The sequence below is a fragment of the Sphingomonas fuzhouensis genome (assembly GCF_034659795.1).
Classification (GTDB): Bacteria; Pseudomonadota; Alphaproteobacteria; order Sphingomonadales; family Sphingomonadaceae; genus Sphingomonas; species Sphingomonas fuzhouensis.
Window position 1 is genome coordinate 237,954 of the sequence record NZ_JAXSQY010000003.1, and the last position, 18,054, is coordinate 256,007.

Sequence of the window (18,054 nt, forward strand, 5' to 3'; positions counted from 1 at the left end):
CTCTTTCGAAAGCATCAGAGAAGCGTCGGCTGGTCGGCTTTCGGTTCCCGCCTGGGCTTGTCATAGATTTTGGGCGCAGGCCGCTCAACCCCGGCCCGCTCCACCGCCACATCGACCGTGCCGTCACGGAAACGCAGGGTCAGCGTGTCGGCCGCGCGCGCCGCCTCGGCCGAGGACAGCGTTTCGCCGCCGGGCCGCGCGGTGATCCGGGCATAGCCGCGCTCCAGGATACGGTCGGGATTGAGCGACTGGACCAGCCGCCACGTCGCGGCCAGCCGGTCGCGCCCGCGCTCCACCTGCCGCTCCAGCACAGCCGGACGCAGCGCCGCGCCTGCCCGGTCCAGCCCGCCGCGCGCCAGCGTCACCCGCCGTTCCAGCCCGCGATCGAGCCGCGCGCCCGCTTCGTCCGCGCGCTGGCGCTGCGGCCCCAGCAACTGGTCGCGCTTGGGCAGCAACCGCGCCATCGCATCCAGCCGCTCGCGACCGCGCTCGACATAGCGGCGCGCACAGCGTTCGGTGCGCTGGCGGTGGCTGGCGACCGTCAGGCGCAGGTCGGCGAGCACCGGCACCGCGATCTCCGCCGCCGCCGTGGGGGTCGGTGCGCGCAGATCGGCGGCATAGTCGCACAGGGTCGTGTCGGTCTCATGCCCCACCGCCGAGATGATCGGGATGGAGCACTCCGCCACCGCGCGCACCACGATCTCCTCGTTGAACGACCACAAATCCTCGATCGAACCGCCGCCGCGCGCGACGATCACCAGATCGGGACGCGGCACCGTGCCGCCGGGCGCAATCGCGTCGAAGCCCCGGATCGCCGCGGCGACCTCTTCCGCCGAGCCCGCGCCCTGGACCTTCACCGGCCAGACGATGACATGGGTGGGACAGCGATCCTCCAGCCGATGGAGGATGTCGCGGATCACCGCGCCGGTGGGCGAAGTGACGACGCCGATCACCGGCGGCATGAAGGGGAGCGCGCGCTTGCGGTCGCGGTCGAACAACCCCTCGCCCGCCAGTTTCGCCTTCAGCTTTTCGAGCAGCGCCATCAGCGCGCCCGCCCCCGCCAGTTCCATCCGCTCGACGACGATCTGGTATTTGGACCGGCCGGGGAAGGTGGTCAGGCGGCCGGTGGCGATCACCTCCACCCCGTCCTGCGGCTGGAAGGGCAAGGTGTTCGCCGCCCCCTTCCACATGACCGCGTCGATGACCGCATTCTCGTCCTTCAGGCTCATATAGACATGGCCCGAGGTGGCGCGCTTATAGCCCGAAATCTCACCGCGCAGGCGGACATGGCCGAATTCGCCCTCCACCATCCGCTTCAGCTTCAGGCTGAGTTCGCCCACCGATAGCGCGAGCGCGTTGTCGCCAGCGATCTCCTCGGCTACCAGCCTCGCACTGTCGTCATAGGGATAAGGATCGGGCATGAACGTCCTGTTGCTGGGATCGGGTGGCCGCGAACATGCGCTGGCGTGGAAGCTGGCACAGTCGAACGGGTTAGATACGCTCTACGCCGCGCCCGGCAACCCCGGTATCGCTGCCCATGCGACCTGCGTAGGCTTGAACGCGACCGATCACGCCGCCGTGGTAGCGTTCGTGAAGGATCACGCGATCGGCCTGGTCGTGATCGGCCCCGAGGCACCGCTGGTCGACGGCCTGGCCGATTCGCTGCGCGCCGAGGGCGTGCCCGTGTTCGGGCCGAGCAAGGCCGCCGCGCAACTGGAGGGCTCGAAGGGCTTCACCAAGGATCTGTGCCGCCGCGCCGACATCCCGACCGCCGGTTATGTCCGGGTGGGCACGCTGGCGGAGGCGCAGGCCGCGCTCGCCTCGACCTTCGGCCTGCCGGTGGTCATCAAGGCCGATGGGCTGGCGGCGGGCAAGGGCGTGACCGTCGCCTTCACCAAGGCCGAGGCCGAGGGCGCGATCACCGACCTGTTCTCGGTGCCCGGCGCCGAAGTGGTGATCGAGGAGTTCCTGGAGGGCGAGGAGGCGAGCCTGTTCGTCCTGACCGATGGCGAGGCTCTGCTCCCCTTCGGCTCGGCACAGGACCACAAGCGCGTCGGCGATGGCGATACCGGCCCCAATACCGGCGGCATGGGCGCGTACAGCCCCGCGCGGGTCCTGACACCCGAGCTGGAGCAACAGGCGATCGACCGGATCGTTCGCCCGACCGTCGATACGCTGCGGGCCGAGGGAACGCCCTTTTCGGGCGTGCTCTATGCCGGGCTGATGCTGACCGAGCAGGGGCCCAAGCTGATCGAATATAATGCCCGCTTCGGCGATCCCGAATGCCAGGTGCTGATGCTGCGTTTCCAGGGCGATCTGCTGGCGGTGATGCTGGCGGTGGCCGAGGGGCGGCTGGCCGACATCCCTGCGCCCAGCTTCTCCGACGATCCCGCGCTGACCGTCGTGATGGCGGCTTCGGGCTATCCCGGCACGCCCAAGGCGGGCGGGTCCATTGACGGACTCGACACCGCCGAGGCGACCGGCGCGGTCGTGTTCCAGGCGGGCACGCGACAAGACGGCGAACAGCTGGTCGCCAGCGGCGGCCGCGTACTGGCCGTGACCGCCAGCGCGCCCAGCGTCGCCGAGGCACAGGCCGCCGCGTACCGCGCGGTCGATGCGATCCGTTTCCCCGATGGCTTTTGCCGCCGCGACATCGGCTGGCGCGAGGTTGCCCGCGAGTCGGGAACCCAGGGTTGATCCGATCGATTGGGCTCGCGACCAAGGCCATGGGATAATAGGGTGAGGCAATGAACGACACGACCGCAGCACCAGCGACAAGCCTGATCCCCGATGGCGTGGCCACTATCACGACCATCCATTTCGTCCTGATCGCCCTGGTCGCGCTCGCCGCCATCGCGGTGATCGTGATCGGGATGCGGCTGAAGCGGCGGCGCACCCATGCCGCGCGGCAGGTGGACGAGAATGCGCAAGAAGCGGGCGTCGCGCTGCGCCAGCCGGACAGCACGCCGCTTAGCGAAGCCTCGCTGACCGAGCCGAAGGCGACGCCTGCCCCTGCCCCGACGCCGACCCCGGTCACACCACCGCCGCCCCCGCCGCCGGTAATGCCCGCCCCCGCCGCGCCCGAAGAGCCGGTCGTCACCGACGAACCGCTCAACGACGAGCCGGTGGCCGCCGCTGCCCCGATGGCGGCCAGCCCCGCTGCCGAGGCCGCCCCGGCCTCGACAGGCGCGGCGCGGCCCGAAGACCAGCCGATCACGCTGTTGAAGGGCCTGGGGCCCAAGCTGACCCAGAAGCTGGCCGAGCATGGCATCGCCACGGTCGGCGACATGGCGGCGCTCAGCGAGGCCCAGGCCCAGGCGCTCGACGCGCAACTCGGGGCCTTTTCAGGGCGTATGGCGCGCGACCGCTGGCTCGAACAGGCGCGGCTGCTCGCAGCGGGCGACCGGGCGGGGTTCGAGGCGGTGTTCGGGCGGCTGTAACGGAACGGCCGCCCCGCTTGCCGGTTGAGGGGCGATGACGACGCTCGATCCCAAGACCACCGCGCTGATCCTCATCGACCTGCAAAAGGGCATCCTTCCTTATGCGGGCGGCCCGCGATCAGGCGACGAGGTGGTGGCAGCCGCCAAGCCGCTCGCCACCCGCTTCCGCGAGGCGGGCGCGCCGGTGGTGCTGGTCCATGTCGGCTTCACGCCGGAGACGATGCCCAGCCAGACTGTCGACCGCCCCAGCCTGCCGCCCCAGGGCACCCCGCCCGAGTTCAGCGAACTGGTCCCCGACCTGCGCCAGCCCGGCGACATCGTCGTCCTGAAGCACCACTGGGGCGCCTTCACCGGCACCGACCTGGACCTGCACCTGCGGCGGCGCGGGGTGCGAACGGTGGTGATCGCGGGCATCTCGACCAACATGGGCGTCGAATCGACCGCACGCTCGGCGTGGGAGCTGTCCTATGACGTGGTCATCGCCGAGGATGCCTGCGCCTCGCGCTCGTCGGACCTTCATGCCTTCACCATCCAGAACATCCTCCCCCACATCGCGCGGGTGGTGGCGTCTGGGGATATCATGTTGAAGGGTTGAGGCTGGCCGCCGCCGCCGCTTCTAAAGCGGGATGACATGATCGGGACGCACGAAGCCCACCGGCCATTGTCGACATCAGGAACGACTGATAGCCTTCATCGCATGACGCCTTGGTCGATCGCTACACTGCCCGTGATCATGACCATGGCCCCGGCGGCTTTGGCCATGGCCCCTTCCGACCGTAAAGCCGAAGCCTCGCTCCAAATCACGATGGCGCACACCCCGCCCGACATCTGTACGATGAAGGTGTTGGATCAGCTCTTCACATTGCCCAAAGACGATGCGGCCGCGATGACGGCATTACGCGAAGCGCGTCGGAGCTGGGCTTCAGCCTCGATCGGCAGCGCGGCCGACATACCCTATCGCTGCACCGCCGGGGTCATCTACCTCGCCCAACAGGCTGGGTTCGAGCGGATCGGCTTCGTGGCCCTGCCGCCGCCGCCGAAGCCGGAAGCGCTTAAGCCTCGCTGACCAGCAGCTTGTCGATCCGACGGCCGTCCAGGTCCACCACCTCGAAGCGCCAGCCCTGTTCGACGAAGCTCTCGCCCTCGCCGGGCAGATGGCGGAACACCGCCAGCGCCAGCCCGGCGACGGTCGCGTAATCGCGGTCGTCGGGCAGGTCGATGCCCAGCCGGTCAGCCAGCGCGTCCGCCGCCATGGTGCCTGCGACCAGCAGCGACCCGTCGTCGCGCTCGACCACCGACGGCGCCTCGCCCGGATCGGCGTCGGAGGCGAACTCGCCCGCGATCGCGGCCAGCAGGTCGGACGGGGTCACGATCCCTTCGAAATGGCCATATTCGTCATGGATCAGCGCCATCGGCACCTCGGCCTGACGCAGCGCCAGCAGCACGTCCATCGCATCGATCCGGTCGATCACGACCGGCGCCTTGCGCATCAGATGCTTCAGGTCGAGCGGCTCGCCCCGAAACAGCGCCATGGCGATGTCGCGCGCCTGCACCACGCCGACCACCGCGTCGATCGAGCCCTCACCCACCGGCAGGCGGGTGCGCGGGCTTTCCAGCAGCTTGGCGCGGATCGCCTCGTCATCCAGCGTGCAGTCCAGCCAGTCGATCTCGGTACGCGGCGTCATCACCTCGCGCACCGGCCGGTCGGCCAGCCGCACCACGCCCGAGATGATCGAGCGTTCATGCTCCTCGATCACGCCGGACTTGGACGCCTCGGCGACGATCAGGTGCAGTTCCTCGGCCGTCACCTGATCCTCGTTATCGCGGTTCAGGCCCAGCAGCTTGAAGATCACCCCGCTGGTCGAATCGAGTATCCAGACGATCGGCGCGGTCACGACCGCCAGCCAGCGCATCGGCACCGCGACGAAGGCGGCGATCGGCTCGGGCTTGCGCAGCGCGAACTGCTTGGGCACCAGTTCGCCCAGGATCAGCGAAGCATAAGTGGTCAGGCCGATGACCAGCGCGAAGCCCAGGGTCGCGGCGGTCGAGGGTGATACGCCCAGCGCCTCCAGCCGCGCCGCGGTCGGCGTGCCCAGGCTCGCGCCCGAATAGGCGCCCGCGATGATGCCGGTCAGGGTGATGCCGATCTGGACGGTCGACAGGAACTTGCCGGGATCGGCAGCGAGCGTCAGCGCGGCCTGCGCGCCCTTGCGCCCGCTCCGCGCCATCGCCTCCAGCCGGGCACGCCGGGACGAGACGATCGCAAGTTCGCTCATCGCGAACGCCCCGTTCAGGGCGACGAGCGCGAGGATGATGAGGACGTCGATCCACGGAAAGGGGGGCAGCGGTGCCATCGGTACGAAGTGCTCATAGCGGGGCGGACAGGGCTTCGACAACTCCTGTCGTCATGTTCCGTTCAGTTCGCCTGCGGAACAAGGCCAAGCGACACGGCGTTCCGGGGGACGAGACGCTGTGAAAAGCCAAGAAGGATCATGTTCATGCGACTGCCCGCAAAGTTTCTGACCGCCGCCGCCCTGTCGGCCCTGGTCGCCACCTCGGCCTGCACCACCGACCCGGAAACCGGCCAGCAGCGCCTGTCCAAGGCCGCGATCGGCGGCATCGGCGGCGCGGTCGGCGGCTATCTGCTGGGCGATCTGGTCGGCGGACGGCACGACCGGACCGAGAAGATCCTGGGCGCCGGGATCGGCGGCCTCGCCGGGGCCGGCATCGGCGCCTATATGGACAAGCAGGAGCGCGACCTGCGCGCACGCACCGCGGGCACCGATGTCCAGGTGGTCCGCCAGGGCGACGACCTGCTGCTGAACCTGCCCTCGGGTATCACCTTCGCCTATAATTCGGCGCAGGTGCAGCCGCAGTTCCGCCAGACGCTGGATCAGGTCGCCGACATCCTGTCGCAGTATAAGCAGACCTATATCGACGTGTACGGCCATACCGATTCGACCGGCAGCGACGCCTATAACCAGCGCCTGTCCGAACAGCGCGCGGTGGCGGTCGCCGACTATCTGGCGTCGCGCGGGGTGCAGCCTGCCCGCATCGGCACGCGCGGCTTCGGCAAGTCGCAGCCGATCGCCTCGAACGACACCGAGGAAGGCCGCGCCGCCAATCGCCGTGTCGAGATCAAGATCGTGCCGATCCGCGAGGGCGATCTGCGCTGATCGCTTGGAGATTCGCTGATGGGAAAGGGCTCGGGCGGGATACCGTCCGGGCCCTTTGCCTTAGTCGAACGCGCCTTATCCGCCCTTGTGGACATGAACGCGCGCGAACCCTTCGACCAATGATGGTGGCTCGAACTGCGCGGCGACCGACAGGATAGCGGATTCCGGCACGACCTTATCGGCCGGGCGGCATGCGTTGCGGGCCAGGGCAATCGCGACCGGCGTATCGATCCATACCGCCTCGATCGGCATGTCGGCTTGCCGGGCGATGGCGATGATCCTGGCGCGGTGGCGCATGCCGGGTAGTGCCGCATCGAAATAGATGGTCGTCGGACAGACGGGTTGGGACGCGATCCAGCTTGTCTTGCCCGCGCCCTGCACCCCGCAAACCAAGATGACCTTACCAGACCGGGGAGCGCGCGAGATCGCCTGTTCCAGCGCCCCATAGGCCCATGCCCAAGCCGCCTCGTTTCGCTCCGGTGTCCACACCCGCCCGTGATCGGTTTCCAAAAACGCGTCTGGATCAATGACTATCCGATCGGCCATGGCCATCCCCATCCCTATCGCCGCGCGCTGAAGAAGTCGCGGAGCAGGCTGGCCGCCTCCGCTTCGCCCATCCCCGCGTAGATTTCCGGCCGATGGTGACAGGTCGGCTGACCGAAGAAGCGCGGACCATGTTCGACCGCGCCGCCCTTGGGGTCGCTAGCGGCGTAATAGAGCCGGGCGATTCGGGCATGGGCGATGGCTCCCGCGCACATGGCGCACGGCTCCAGCGTGACCCACAGGTCGCAATCCTCCAGCCGGTCGCGGCCCAGCACCAAGGCGGCGGCGCGAATCGCCTGGATTTCGGCATGGGCGGTCGGGTCGTGCAGGCGACGCGGCGCGTTCGCCCCCGTCGCGATGATCGCGCCGTCCCGTATCACCACCGCGCCCACCGGCACCTCGCCCGCCAGCCCCGCCTGGGCAGCGGCGTCGAGCGCGGCGCGCATCGGGACGGGGAGCGGAAACATCGCCCCTCCCTGCCCCGCGCCCGTCCTCCGGGCAAGGGCGCTTGGGCGGACTTACTGGGCGTTGTCGGCGGGCTTCTCGACGCTCACCGTCGGCACCTCGACCGTCTTCTGGGTGGTGCCGACCGACACCTTGGGCCCTTCGGCGCGGAAGGCGGGGGCCTGGACCACCGCCGGGCGGGTCTGGTCGATATTGATCCAGCCCATCGCCATGGCACCGGCAACCAGCAGAAGGACGATGCCCAACAGGACGAGAAAAGCGCGCATGACCCTGGCTCCCAAAGGTTCGTTGCCGTAACAACGCAGCCGACGAAGCCCAGTTGCACCCCTCTTTTCCGGGAATCGGTTGACGCCACCCCCCGGACGGGGTATCGGCGCGGCCTTTCCGGGCACTGCCTGAAACCAGGATAACGATCATGTCGCGCATTTGCGAGCTGACCGGCAAGGGCCGGCAGGTGGGTAACAACGTTTCCCACGCCAACAACAAGACCAAGCGTACGTTCCTGCCGAACCTGCAGAACGTCACGCTGATTTCGGACTCGCTCGAAAAGAGCGTCCGTCTTCGCGTTTCGACCCACGGCCTGCGTTCGGTCGAGCATAATGGCGGGCTGGACAACTGGCTGGTCAAGACCTCGGACGATCAGCTCTCCTTGCGCGTGCGTCGCCTGAAGCGCGACGTCGTCAAGAAGCTGGCCGCCGCCAAGACCGAAGCCGCCGCCGCCTAATCCGCGACGCGTCGGTTGACGGGTTGAAGCCCGCCGCTCCCCGGAGCGGCGGGTTTTCGTCGTTGAGCTTGTGCACCCGATCAGGAGAGCGGTCGTTTCTCCCCGACGCCTCCTCCGTCAGGCCTTCGACCTGCCATCTCCCCTATGCGGTCGAATCAATGCCCTATGGCGTGGTCGTCCAGCCGGAATTTGAGCAGATAGCTGTGCTGCAGGAACAGTTGGTTGTCGTCGGACACCAGCCACAGGATGGTCGCTCCCGCTTCGCGGGTCACCGCCACCCCTTCGAAATTGTCATGGATCAGCGGCGCGTCGAGTTCGGCGAGCAGGCGTCCCCGCGCCACCCGGCCGGGTGCGATCTGATCGGCGGGGACCAGCATGATCCGATTCGAGAAGCGGAACGGCAGCCGGAAACGCCGCTCGACGACCACCAGCGATCCGTCAGGCAGGGCGGCAGCATCGGCGACATCATAATGCGGTGACACGCGATAGGCGAAGCGCCGGGCCTGGCCCTTCAGCGGATCGCCTGCGAAGATCACCCCCTGTCGGCTGTTCTCTCGCGATGCCTCGCCGCCGCGCCAGGCTTTCTTCGAAATTTCCGCGACTTCGGAAATGGTCACGAATCGCCCATCGGGCAACCGGGCGAGCGATTCGGCCCCGCCATTGCCGGGCCAGTCTTCCATGTCATGCGGCGCGACATAGCCCTCCGCACGGGTGAAGTCGGGGGCGTAGCGCCAGATTTGGTTGAAATTCTCGAACCCGACCCAGGCTTGCCCGGTCCGGGGATCGACCGCCAGCGACTCGCTGTCGCGATCGGCCTTCATCCAGCCGGTCGCGGGCCCGGCGGGCAGATTGCCGAACCGCAGGTCATGGGGCCGCCAGTCCGCCCCCATGCGGAAGCGCACTATATTGCCACCGTCGCTGAGCAGCACGAAATGGTCCCCCGCCACCGCGAGCGAGGAATAGCCGCCAAAGGCCGACATGCGGCTGGTGAGGACGACCCCGCCGAGATAGGTCAACGCCCCGACCCGCCGCCGCGTCGGGTCGCGGGGATCGAGGTCGACCCGGCGGACATCCATTTGCGGCTTGCCCTCGAACAGCGCCAGCCGCTCTTCCCCCGACCATCCCGGCACCAGGGCCAATATCAACAGGCAGGATAAGAGGATGCGCATGACGCCTCATACGCGCTGCGGCGCAGCACGACAGCCCCTTCCGACACGGCCGCCGGGGGCCGATTGTATGAACGGAGGATAACGGGGACATTCAGGAAAGGCTCAATCCGAATCGCCCAGAAAGGCCCTCGACGACGACGGACGGGACCGTCGATCGATACGAGTTTCGGGAGTGAGACCATGATGAAGACCCTGACCCTGGCGGCAACCGCGATGGCGATGATCGGTGGCGCCGTGCTGCCCGCGACCGCCGCGGATGCGCATCGCTATCGCCGGGCGCATCATTCGGATCGTTATTATCGCGGCTATAATGACGGCGCGCGGGCCGAGTATCAGGCCAGCAAGTGCCGCCGCTCGGGCACGACCGGCACGATCGTCGGCGCGGTGGCGGGCGGCTTGCTGGGCCGGACCATCGACACCCAGGGCGACCGCACGCTGGGCACGCTGATCGGCGGCGGCGCAGGCGCGCTGGCGGGCCGTGCGATCGAGCGGTCGGGTCGCCCCGGCTATTGCCGCTAAGCTAAACGGTTAGGGCGGACGGGGCCTGTATCTGCCCCACCCGCCCCAGTTTTCCTCGCGTAGCGTATCGAGGGCGGAACGCCGATCTCCCCCAAGGAGGTCGGCGTTCTTGCTTATCTTCTATTCCTCCCCTGCAAGGGGAGGGGGACCGTCCGAAGGACGGTGGAGGGGTGTCCCCCGCTGGCCGTAACACCCCTCCGTCAGCGCTGCGCGCTGCCACCTCCCCTGCAAGGGGAGGAAAGCAGGCGAGCACTATCAATACATATGCTGACCGCCGTTGATCGACAGGGTCGAGCCGGTGACGAAGCCCGCCTCGTCCGAGCAGAGGAAGGCGACGCCGCGTGCGATCTCGTGCGCCTGGCCCAGACGGCCGACCGGGATCTTGGCGACGATCTTCTCCAGCACGTCGGCGGGGACGGCGGCGACCATGTCGGTGTCGATATAGCCCGGCGCGATCGCGTTGACGGTCACGCCGAACCGTGCGCCTTCCTGCGCCAGCGCCTTGGTAAAGCCATGGATGCCCGACTTGGCGGCGGCATAGTTGACCTGGCCATATTGACCCGCCTGGCCGTTGATCGAGCCGATATTGACGATGCGGCCCCATTTGCGCTCGCGCATGCCGGGGAACGCCGCCTTGGCCATGTTGAAGCAGCCGCCCAGATTGGTATCCATGACCTCTTTCCACATCTGGTAGGTCATCTTCAGCAGCGTGCCGTCGCGGGTGATGCCCGCATTGTTGACGACGATGTCGACCGGGCCCAGTTCCTCGGCGACCTGCGCGACGCCCGCCTGGACCGCGTCATAATCGGCGACGTCCCATTTATATGCCTTGATCCCGGTGCGTTCGGAAAACTCCCGCGCGCGCTCGTCATTGCCCGCATAATTGGCGGCGACGGTGACGCCCGCCTCTTTCAGGGCCAGGCTGATCGCCTCGCCAATACCGCGCGTACCACCCGTCACGATCGCAACCCGAGCCATTAAACCTCTCCCATGTGAGATTGTGGCTTAAAATGGGCAGGGAGGCTCCGCAATGGCAAAGCCGAAGTGAAACGTAATATTACGTTACGGCAACCAGCCTTGCAGTTCGCGTTCGATCAATTTGCGCAGCATCGCCACGCCGATCTCGCTGTCGTTAAGGCACGGAAGATAGGCAAAATGGGTTCCCCCTGCACCCTCGAAACTTTCACGACCGCGAATCGCCAGTTCCTCCAGCGTCTCGATACAATCGGCCGAAAAGCCCGGCGCCAGGATCGCCACCTTGCGGATGCCGCGTGCGGGCAGCGATTCCAGCACCGTGTCGGTCGCGGGCTCCAGCCATTTGGCGCGGCCGAATCGCGACTGGAACGCGACCAGCAGTTCGCGATCGCCCAGCGTTTCCTTCATCGCCTCGGCCAGCAGCCGCGCGGTCTTGCGGCAATGGCAATGATAGGGATCGCCCAGTTCCAGCGTCCGCTGCGGCATGCCGTGGAAGCTGGCAACCACCGCGTCGGGCTCGAAATCGAGCGCGGCGAGCTGCGTCTCAAGCTGGGTCTTCAGCGCATCGATATAGAGCGCATCGTCATAATAAGGCGGCAGGGTGCGGATCGCAGGCTGCCAGCGCATCGTCGCCAGATGCGCGAACGCCCGGTCATTGGCGGTGGCGGTCGTCGCCGCGCAATATTGCGGATAGAGCGGCGCGAGCAGGATACGCTCGCACCCCGCATCCTTCATCGCCTGCACCCGGTCGGCAATGGCGGGACGGCCATAGCGCATCGCCCAGTCGACCATGACGTGCGGTCCGAATGCATCCTTCAACGCCACCGCCTGGGCCTTGGTGATCGCAGCCAAAGGCGAGCCGTCGTCGCGCCAGACCAGCGAATAGGCATGGGCCGACTTTTTCGGCCGGGTGTTCAGGATGATACCGCGCAGGATCGGCTGCCACAGCAGCGCCGGAATCTCGATCACCCGGCGATCGGACAGGAACTCGCCCAGATAGCGCTTCACCGCCTTGGGGTCGGGTGCGTCGGGGGTGCCCAGGTTCATCAGGAGCACGCCGATCTTGGCGCGCGGCACGGGGGGATGGTCGGGCGGCAGCATCAGGCGGACAACTCCATCGGCAGGCTTCGTATCCGTGGGAAGCCGGGCAGGGTGGCGAGCGCATTGGCGATGGCAGGCGCGACCGGCGGCACCGCCAGTTCGCCCACCCCGCCGGGGGCTTCGTCGGAGGATATGATCTCGACGGTGATGTCGGGCGTGTCGGCGAGGCGCGGCAGGTTCAGCGCGCCCAGCCGCGACGGCGTGGCCCAGCCCCGATCGAACCCGACCGCCCCGCCGCGCAAGGCGGCGAGGCCAAAGATCAGCCCGCCCTCAATCTGTTGCCGCACGATGTCGGGGTTCACCACCCGGCCACAGTCGATCGCGGCGACCAGACGGTCGACCACCGGCCGGCCCTTCTCGTCTCGGTGCGTCTCGGCCATGACCGCGACATAGCTGCCACGAAAGCCGTGGGCGGCGACACCCTGGCCGCTGCCCGCCGCGCCCCCTTCCCAACCGCCGAGCGACGCGGCGGTCGACAGGCAGCGGGCCAGCCGGGGCTCCTGCCCCAGCATCGCGATCCGCCACGCCAGCGGATCGGCTCCCGCCGCCCGTGCGCATTCGTCGACAAAGGATTCGGTGATGAAGCAATTGGCGACATGCGCCCCGCCGCGCACATGGCCGGTCGGAATGGACAGCACGGCATCATGGTGATGCACGGCCAGCGCCGGGATCGCATAGGGCGGCACCGCCCCGCCCATCGCATAGGCGTCCCCCCGCCCCTCGCCCCGCATTCCCCAGCGGACCAACCCGGCGGGCATCACCCTCTCGGCCAGCGCTTTGCCGGTCGCGGGGGTCGCGATCCGGCTCCGCCAGCCGACCAGCTTGCCTTGGCTGAGCCGCGCGGTCATGCGCGCGGTGGCGGGCGCGCGATAGGCGTCGCGGCGCAGATCCTCGGTGCGCGACCATTGGACGTTGACCGGCCGCTTCAGCTTCGCCGCGATCATCGCCGCCTGCGCCACCGCATCGCTTTCCAGCCCAAGGCCGAAGCCACCGCCGATCGGCATGGCATGGACGATCACCCGCTCCTCCGCCACGCCTGCCGCCTTTGCCGCCGCCGTGCGGGCGCTCTCAGGGGCCTGGGTGGGGGCCCAGAGTTCGAGCCCATCGTCGCGCCACGCCGCCACCGCCGCGCGCGGCGCGATCGCGGCATGGACGCCAACCCCTACCCGGTACACGGCCTCGATCAGCCCCTGCCCCTCCAGCGCCGATGCGACATCGCCGCGCGTCAGGACCGTGCGTCCTTCCTCCTTGAGCGCGGTGTCGAGCGCCTGCATGACGGCCTGCGATGTGGGCACCGCTCCATCGCCCACCGCCTGCGGTGCGAGCGCGTCGAGCCCCTTTTGTGCGATCCACCAACTTGCCGCCGCCACCGCCACCCAGTCGCCGCCCGCGATCACCTCGACCACGCCGGGCAGCTTCATTGCCGCCGCACGGTCGATCCGGATCGCAGCGGTCCGGCCCAGCGGTGCATGGCGCAGCGCGACATGGACCATGTCGGGCAAGCGGATATCGGCGGTGAAATTGGCCGAACCATCCACCTTGGCGGGCGAATCGAGCCGCGGAACGTCCTTGCCCGCCAGCGCGCCCGCGCCGCCACTACCCAGCGGCAGGGGATGCGGCACCGTCTCGTTCGCCGCCGCCTCGGCCAGTTCGGCGAAGCGCAACCGCTGATCGCCATGGGTGATGAAGCCGTTCCTGGCCTTGCAACTGGTCCAGTCGATGCCCCAGCGCCGACCGGCGACCTGCGCCATCAGCGCGCGCGCGGTCGCGGCGGCGGCCCGCGCGGGCGCCTCGAACATGCGCAGCGAGCTCGATCCGGCGGTCAGCATCACCCGGTCGCGCCGCAACCACTCGTCGCGCATCCCCTCGGGCAGCCGGTCGAACGCGCCTTCGAACAACGAGTCGACGCCGATCGGATTGGCGTAGAGCGGGCTGATGGGCGCGGGCTCGACCGCGACGGTGCGCCAGTCCGCACCCAGTTCGTCGGCGACGACCTGGGCCAGCGTGGTGGCGATCCCCTGGCCATGCTCGGCCTGCGGCACCGCGACGGTGACGATGCCGTCGCGCCCGATCTTCAGCCACGCACCGAACGCCTGCTCGCCCGGCCGCGCCGTCAGGCTGGGCGGATAGGCGCGCGGCCACAGCCCCCAGGCGACCAGCAACCCGGCCCCCACGCCCCCGCCGACCAAGATATTGCGCCTGCTCCATTCCATCGCGGCGGAGCCTTACCGGACAGGCGCGGGCAGGCAAGCGCAGGGTTTCTCTGTCTCAAAGCGAGGGGGTCGATTGTTCACGCAAAGGCGCGAAGATTTTGGCGCGCAGAGGCGCAGAGGACGCAGAGGGGGACCGGCGGCACGGGCATCCCACCGTATCGATCGGCAGACCGTGCCGCTCACCGACTATGGACTGGCCTTGCGGCCGGACCAGACACCTCTGCGCCCTCCGCGCCTCTGCGCGCAATAACCTTCGCGCCTTCGCGGCTTCGCGTGAACCCTATTTCCCGGCGGCCATGCCCCGCCCCCGCAAAGGACGGCACCGAACCCATGGTCTTGGTGTTGTCGCCCCGCCGCTCTATGAAGCAGGCCAGAAAGGGAAACGCACTTGATCCTCTCCACGCTTGCCGCCGCGGGTGGCCATATCCGGTTCGAGGATCTGGGGTTGCACCCGGACGTCTTCTCGATCGGCTTCTTCACGCTGCGCTGGTACAGCCTGGCCTATATCACCGGCATCCTGTTCGGCTGGTGGTATCTGGGCAAGATGCTCGACCGGCCGGGTGCGCCGATGGCGCGGGCGCATGCCGACGATCTGGTCTTCTATGCGACGCTGGGCATCATCCTGGGTGGGCGGATCGGCTATGTGATCTTCTACGCGCCCGAGATGTTCCTGCATCCCTTGCGCATCCTGCGGCTGTGGGACGGCGGCATGAGCTTTCACGGCGGCGCGGCGGGCACAGGGATCGGCGTCATCCTGTTCGCGCGCAAGCACAAGCTGAACTGGCTGCGCATCCTCGACTATCTGGTCTGCACCGCGCCGGTCGGGCTGTTCCTGGGCCGTCTCGCCAATTTCGTGAATGGCGAGCTGTGGGGCAAGCCGTCCGACGTGCCCTGGGCGATCATCTTCCCGCACACCGTGCCCTTCGGCCTGCCCGATCCGGCGCGTCATCCCAGCCAGCTTTACGAAGCGGGTCTCGAAGGCCTGGTCCTGTTCGCGGTCATGAGCTTCGCCTTCTGGCGGACCAAAGCGCGGTACGATCCGGGCAAGCTGTCGGGCCTGTTCCTGCTCGGCTATGGCATCGCGCGCTTCATCGTCGAATTCTTCCGCGAGCCCGACCAGCAGCTGCGCGCCTTTGCGCAGGCGACCGGGCTGCACATGGGCCAGTGGCTGTGCGTGCCGATGATCCTGGGCGGGCTGTACCTGATGAACTCGGCCAAGGCGCGCCGCGTCCGGGTCGAGCCGATCGCGGGCAGCGAGAGCGTTTCCTGATAGTCTTGCGGTGGCGGGACGGGATCGGCAGAGCGGGGGCATGACCAACCCGCTGATCCCCCCCGCCGATCACAAGCCCGCGCCGGAGGACGCCCTGCCCGAACGGCTCGCCCGCGCCATCGCGCTGGCCGGGCCGATCCCGGTGGCGCAGTTCATGGCCGCCGCCAATGCGCATTATTACGGCACCCGCGATCCGCTGGGTGCGGGCGGCGACTTCACCACCAGCCCCGAGATCAGCCAGATGTTCGGCGAGCTGGTCGGCCTGTGGTGCGCCGATCTGTGGGACCGGGCGGGACGGCCCGAGGTCCACTGGGTCGAGCTGGGGCCGGGGCGCGGCACGCTCGCCGCCGATGCCAGGCGGGCGATGGCGAAGGCAGGCTTCCACCCCAGCATCCATTTCGTCGAAACCAGCGCAACACTGCGTACCGCCCAGGCGGAGCGGGTGGCGGATGCAACCTGGCACGATACGGTCGAGACGCTGCCGACCGACCGGCCACTGATCGTCGTCGCCAACGAGTTCTTCGACGCGCTGCCCATCCGCCAGCTGGTCCGGCGCGGCGATGGCTGGCACGAACGGCTGGTCGCCGCGCAGGACCTGCTGTTCCTGCCGATCGCCGGGCCGCCCGTCCCGTCCGAGATCATCCCGGAAGCCTTGCGCGAGGCGGAAGCCGGGTCGGTGATCGAGGTTTCCCCCGCCAGCGTCGCGGTGATGCGCGCCCTATCCGCCCGGATCGCGGCACAAGGGGGGGCGGCATTGATCGTCGATTACGGCTATGAAGGCCCCGCCATCGCCGACACGTTGCAGGCGGTGCGCGGCCATGCTTACGCCAACCCCTTCGACCGGCCCGGCGAGCAGGATTTGAGCGCGCATGTCGACTTCACGACGCTCGCCGCCGCCGCGCAAGGATCGGGCCTCGCCGCCTTCGGCCCGGTGACGCAGCGCGATCTGCTCGGCGCACTCGGCATCGACCAGCGGACCGCGTCGCTCGCCCGCGCGCATCCCGACCGTGCCGGTGCGCTGCTCGCCGACCGCAACCGGTTGATGCAGGACATGGGCACGCTGTTCCGGGCGCTGGCGGTGACCCGGCCGGACTGGCCGGTGCCTGCGGGCTATGGCGAATGATCGTCTATCGGGACGCCGTACCCGGTGACGGCGATAGGCTGGCCGCGATGGCCGCCGCTGCCTTTACCGAGACCTTCGGCCATCTCTATCCGGCGGCCGACCTGAACGCCTTTTTGAACGACGCCTTCGGTCCCGAAGGCCTGCCCAGCCAGATCGGCCATCCCGCCTTCACCATCCGGCTGGCGACCCAGAGCGATGCGATCATCGGCTTCGCCAAGATCGGTCCCGTCGGCTTTCCCGGCGAGTGGCCGGACGACGCAATCGAACTCTACCAGCTCTATGTCGCCTCCAGCCATTTGGGCGCGGGCGTCGGCCCGGCACTGATGGACTGGGCGATCGCGACGGTACGGGCACGCGGGGCGAGCCAGTTGATCCTGTCGGTCTATGTCGACAATCACCGGGCCAAGGCCTTTTACACCCGCTACGGCTTTGTCGATATCGGCCGCTACGACTTTCCCGTGGGTGAGACGATCGACGAGGACCGGATCATGAGGCTGTCGCTATGACCATCGAAACGCTCCGCACGCCGCTGCTTGATCCCATTCCGCACGGCTTTCTCGGACGGCGCGGCGGCGTATCGGCGGGCATTCACGGCGGGCTGAACGTCGGGCTGGGATCGGAGGACGATGCCGACTCGGTCGCCGAGAACCGCCGTCGCGCCCGCGATGCGGTGCTGCCCGGTGCGCGGCTCGTCACCTGCTATCAGATTCATTCGGCCGAGGCGGTGACGGTGCTGACCGCCCCCGAGGACGATATTCGCCCGCATGGCGATGCGCTGGTGACCGATCGGCCGGGCCTGTTGCTCGGCATCCTGACCGCCGATTGCGCGCCGGTGCTGTTCGCGGATGCGGAGGCGGGTGTGGTCGGGGCCGCCCATGCCGGATGGAAGGGCGCGCTCGGTGGCATCACCGACGCCACGCTGCTGGCCATGGAAGCGCTGGGCGCCCGCCGCGACCGGATCGCCGCCGCGATCGGCCCTTGCATCGCGCGCGCCAGTTACGAGGTCGACGCCGCGTTCCTGCGCCGCTTCGTCGAGCAGGCGCCCGACAATGAACGCTTCTTCGCCGACGGCACCCGCGCGGATCATTACCAGTTCGATCTGGAGGCCTATGTCGCCCACCGCCTGGCCAGCGCCGGGGTCGCCCGCGTCGCCGCGCTCGGCGAAGACACCTATGCGCAGGAGGATCGCTTCTTCAGCTTCCGTCGCGCCACCCATCGCGGCGAACCCTCCTACGGTCGCCAGATTTCGCTGATCGGCCTCGTCTGAGCATCGCTAAAGTGGTTTGCCGCGTTATCCTGGGGACATGGCCGCCGACAGAGCGGCATCCGTTCGCAA

The 18,054-nt window shown here is 68.4% G+C and carries 20 protein-coding genes; 11 read left to right on the forward strand and 9 right to left on the reverse strand.

Translation table 11 applies throughout. The annotated features are described in order from the left end of the window. Positions 1-14: 14 nt before the first annotated feature. The gene (xseA, locus tag U1H82_RS09295) at positions 15-1,421 is read right to left on the reverse strand and encodes an exodeoxyribonuclease VII large subunit (protein WP_322964646.1); all 1,407 of its coding nucleotides are present in this window, start codon (positions 1,419-1,421) and stop codon (positions 15-17) included. On the opposite strand from xseA, the gene purD reads away from it, so the two are divergent. The 4 genes from purD to U1H82_RS09315 are packed head-to-tail and all read left to right on the forward strand — an operon-like array spanning position 1,420 to position 4,506. Continuing rightward, complete coding sequence (gene purD / locus U1H82_RS09300) at positions 1,420-2,697, forward strand: phosphoribosylamine--glycine ligase (protein ID WP_322964647.1); 1,278 nt, start codon at positions 1,420-1,422, stop codon at positions 2,695-2,697. The genes xseA and purD overlap by 2 nt on opposite strands. A gap of 50 nt (positions 2,698-2,747) precedes the next feature. After that, entirely contained in the window at positions 2,748-3,440 is a 693-nt protein-coding gene (locus U1H82_RS09305; protein WP_322964648.1) for a helix-hairpin-helix domain-containing protein, read from the forward strand. 34 nt (positions 3,441-3,474) lie between these two features. Further along, positions 3,475-4,035 carry a hydrolase gene (locus U1H82_RS09310; protein WP_322964649.1) on the forward strand — a complete coding sequence of 187 codons (561 nt, stop codon included), beginning with the start codon at positions 3,475-3,477 and terminating at the stop codon, positions 4,033-4,035. A 36-nt stretch (positions 4,036-4,071) separates the two neighbouring features. Continuing rightward, a complete protein-coding gene (locus U1H82_RS09315; protein WP_322964650.1) occupies positions 4,072-4,506 on the forward strand; it encodes a hypothetical protein in 435 nt (144 codons plus the stop codon). Here U1H82_RS09315 and U1H82_RS09320 read toward each other — a convergent pair. Beyond that, positions 4,493-5,794 carry a hemolysin family protein gene (locus tag U1H82_RS09320; protein ID WP_322964651.1) on the reverse strand — a complete coding sequence of 434 codons (1,302 nt, stop codon included), beginning with the start codon at positions 5,792-5,794 and terminating at the stop codon, positions 4,493-4,495. The genes U1H82_RS09315 and U1H82_RS09320 overlap by 14 nt on opposite strands. A 144-nt stretch (positions 5,795-5,938) precedes the next feature. On the opposite strand from U1H82_RS09320, the gene U1H82_RS09325 reads away from it, so the two are divergent. After that, positions 5,939-6,616, forward strand: coding sequence for a YiaD family glycine zipper/OmpA-like lipoprotein (locus U1H82_RS09325; RefSeq protein WP_322964652.1), 678 nt, complete (start codon positions 5,939-5,941; stop codon positions 6,614-6,616). A gap of 75 nt (positions 6,617-6,691) precedes the next feature. Here U1H82_RS09325 and U1H82_RS09330 read toward each other — a convergent pair whose 3' ends face one another. The 3 genes from U1H82_RS09330 to U1H82_RS09340 form a co-directional block, all read right to left on the reverse strand. After that, positions 6,692-7,168, reverse strand: a complete 477-nt coding sequence (locus U1H82_RS09330; protein WP_322964653.1) for an AAA family ATPase — start codon at positions 7,166-7,168, stop codon at positions 6,692-6,694. Between the two features lie 8 nt (positions 7,169-7,176). Beyond that, positions 7,177-7,605 (reverse strand): nucleoside deaminase, encoded by a 429-nt coding sequence (locus U1H82_RS09335; protein WP_322964775.1) that lies wholly within the window; start codon positions 7,603-7,605, stop codon positions 7,177-7,179. 72 nt (positions 7,606-7,677) lie between these two features. Next, entirely contained in the window at positions 7,678-7,890 is a 213-nt protein-coding gene (locus U1H82_RS09340) for a hypothetical protein (protein ID WP_322964654.1), read from the reverse strand. Positions 7,891-8,039: 149 nt separating this feature from the next. Here U1H82_RS09340 and rpmB point away from each other — a divergent pair, with 149 nt between their 5' ends. Then, the gene (gene rpmB / locus U1H82_RS09345; RefSeq protein ID WP_056432158.1) at positions 8,040-8,348 is read left to right on the forward strand and encodes a 50S ribosomal protein L28; all 309 of its coding nucleotides are present in this window, start codon (positions 8,040-8,042) and stop codon (positions 8,346-8,348) included. A gap of 155 nt (positions 8,349-8,503) precedes the next feature. On the opposite strand, the gene U1H82_RS09350 is transcribed toward rpmB, so the two are convergent. Next, positions 8,504-9,517 (reverse strand): esterase-like activity of phytase family protein, encoded by a 1,014-nt coding sequence (locus U1H82_RS09350; RefSeq protein ID WP_322964655.1) that lies wholly within the window; start codon positions 9,515-9,517, stop codon positions 8,504-8,506. A 180-nt stretch (positions 9,518-9,697) separates the two neighbouring features. Between U1H82_RS09350 and U1H82_RS09355 the strand changes: the two genes are divergently transcribed. After that, positions 9,698-10,036, forward strand: a complete 339-nt coding sequence (locus tag U1H82_RS09355; protein ID WP_322964656.1) for a glycine zipper 2TM domain-containing protein — start codon at positions 9,698-9,700, stop codon at positions 10,034-10,036. A 255-nt stretch (positions 10,037-10,291) separates the two neighbouring features. Here the strand turns inward: U1H82_RS09355 and phbB are convergent, their stop codons facing one another. From phbB to U1H82_RS09370, 3 genes are all read right to left on the reverse strand, one after another. Continuing rightward, complete coding sequence (gene phbB, locus U1H82_RS09360) at positions 10,292-11,014, reverse strand: acetoacetyl-CoA reductase (protein ID WP_322964657.1); 723 nt, start codon at positions 11,012-11,014, stop codon at positions 10,292-10,294. Between the two features lie 84 nt (positions 11,015-11,098). Continuing rightward, positions 11,099-12,112, reverse strand: a complete 1,014-nt coding sequence (gene hemH, locus U1H82_RS09365) for a ferrochelatase (protein ID WP_322964658.1) — start codon at positions 12,110-12,112, stop codon at positions 11,099-11,101. Then, positions 12,112-14,325: a xanthine dehydrogenase family protein molybdopterin-binding subunit gene (locus U1H82_RS09370; RefSeq protein WP_322964659.1), complete on the reverse strand. Its 2,214-nt coding sequence runs from the start codon at positions 14,323-14,325 to the stop codon at positions 12,112-12,114. Before U1H82_RS09370 ends, hemH begins: the two co-directional genes overlap by 1 nt. A 388-nt stretch (positions 14,326-14,713) precedes the next feature. Here U1H82_RS09370 and lgt point away from each other — a divergent pair, with 388 nt between their 5' ends. From lgt to pgeF, 4 genes are read left to right on the forward strand one after another with little or no spacing between them, the layout of a single operon-like run. Next, a complete protein-coding gene (lgt, locus tag U1H82_RS09375; protein WP_322964660.1) occupies positions 14,714-15,595 on the forward strand; it encodes a prolipoprotein diacylglyceryl transferase in 882 nt (293 codons plus the stop codon). 40 nt (positions 15,596-15,635) lie between these two features. Next, positions 15,636-16,718, forward strand: coding sequence for a class I SAM-dependent methyltransferase (locus tag U1H82_RS09380; RefSeq protein ID WP_322964661.1), 1,083 nt, complete (start codon positions 15,636-15,638; stop codon positions 16,716-16,718). After that, complete coding sequence (locus U1H82_RS09385; RefSeq protein ID WP_322964662.1) at positions 16,715-17,224, forward strand: GNAT family N-acetyltransferase; 510 nt, start codon at positions 16,715-16,717, stop codon at positions 17,222-17,224. The genes U1H82_RS09380 and U1H82_RS09385 overlap by 4 nt, the downstream gene beginning before the upstream one ends. Then, positions 17,221-17,985 carry a peptidoglycan editing factor PgeF gene (gene pgeF / locus U1H82_RS09390; protein ID WP_322964663.1) on the forward strand — a complete coding sequence of 255 codons (765 nt, stop codon included), beginning with the start codon at positions 17,221-17,223 and terminating at the stop codon, positions 17,983-17,985. Before U1H82_RS09385 ends, pgeF begins: the two co-directional genes overlap by 4 nt. Positions 17,986-18,054: the final 69 nt, after the last annotated feature.

Coding starts and splice junctions, on each gene's coding strand:
- U1H82_RS09385 (WP_322964662.1), top strand. CDS start 16,715: ATGATCGTCTATCGGGACGCCGTACCCGGTGACGGCGATAGGCTGGCC.
- hemH (WP_322964658.1), bottom strand. CDS start 12,112: ATGCTGCCGCCCGACCATCCCCCCGTGCCGCGCGCCAAGATCGGCGTG.
- U1H82_RS09370 (WP_322964659.1), bottom strand. CDS start 14,325: ATGGAATGGAGCAGGCGCAATATCTTGGTCGGCGGGGGCGTGGGGGCC.
- U1H82_RS09315 (WP_322964650.1), top strand. CDS start 4,072: ATGATCGGGACGCACGAAGCCCACCGGCCATTGTCGACATCAGGAACG.
- U1H82_RS09310 (WP_322964649.1), top strand. CDS start 3,475: ATGACGACGCTCGATCCCAAGACCACCGCGCTGATCCTCATCGACCTG.
- U1H82_RS09305 (WP_322964648.1), top strand. CDS start 2,748: ATGAACGACACGACCGCAGCACCAGCGACAAGCCTGATCCCCGATGGC.
- U1H82_RS09335 (WP_322964775.1), bottom strand. CDS start 7,605: ATGCGCGCCGCGCTCGACGCCGCTGCCCAGGCGGGGCTGGCGGGCGAG.
- U1H82_RS09380 (WP_322964661.1), top strand. CDS start 15,636: ATGACCAACCCGCTGATCCCCCCCGCCGATCACAAGCCCGCGCCGGAG.
- xseA (WP_322964646.1), bottom strand. CDS start 1,421: ATGCCCGATCCTTATCCCTATGACGACAGTGCGAGGCTGGTAGCCGAG.
- purD (WP_322964647.1), top strand. CDS start 1,420: ATGAACGTCCTGTTGCTGGGATCGGGTGGCCGCGAACATGCGCTGGCG.
- phbB (WP_322964657.1), bottom strand. CDS start 11,014: ATGGCTCGGGTTGCGATCGTGACGGGTGGTACGCGCGGTATTGGCGAG.
- U1H82_RS09355 (WP_322964656.1), top strand. CDS start 9,698: ATGATGAAGACCCTGACCCTGGCGGCAACCGCGATGGCGATGATCGGT.
- U1H82_RS09330 (WP_322964653.1), bottom strand. CDS start 7,168: ATGGCCATGGCCGATCGGATAGTCATTGATCCAGACGCGTTTTTGGAA.
- U1H82_RS09320 (WP_322964651.1), bottom strand. CDS start 5,794: ATGGCACCGCTGCCCCCCTTTCCGTGGATCGACGTCCTCATCATCCTC.
- U1H82_RS09340 (WP_322964654.1), bottom strand. CDS start 7,890: ATGCGCGCTTTTCTCGTCCTGTTGGGCATCGTCCTTCTGCTGGTTGCC.
- pgeF (WP_322964663.1), top strand. CDS start 17,221: ATGACCATCGAAACGCTCCGCACGCCGCTGCTTGATCCCATTCCGCAC.
- U1H82_RS09325 (WP_322964652.1), top strand. CDS start 5,939: ATGCGACTGCCCGCAAAGTTTCTGACCGCCGCCGCCCTGTCGGCCCTG.
- rpmB (WP_056432158.1), top strand. CDS start 8,040: ATGTCGCGCATTTGCGAGCTGACCGGCAAGGGCCGGCAGGTGGGTAAC.
- U1H82_RS09350 (WP_322964655.1), bottom strand. CDS start 9,517: ATGCGCATCCTCTTATCCTGCCTGTTGATATTGGCCCTGGTGCCGGGA.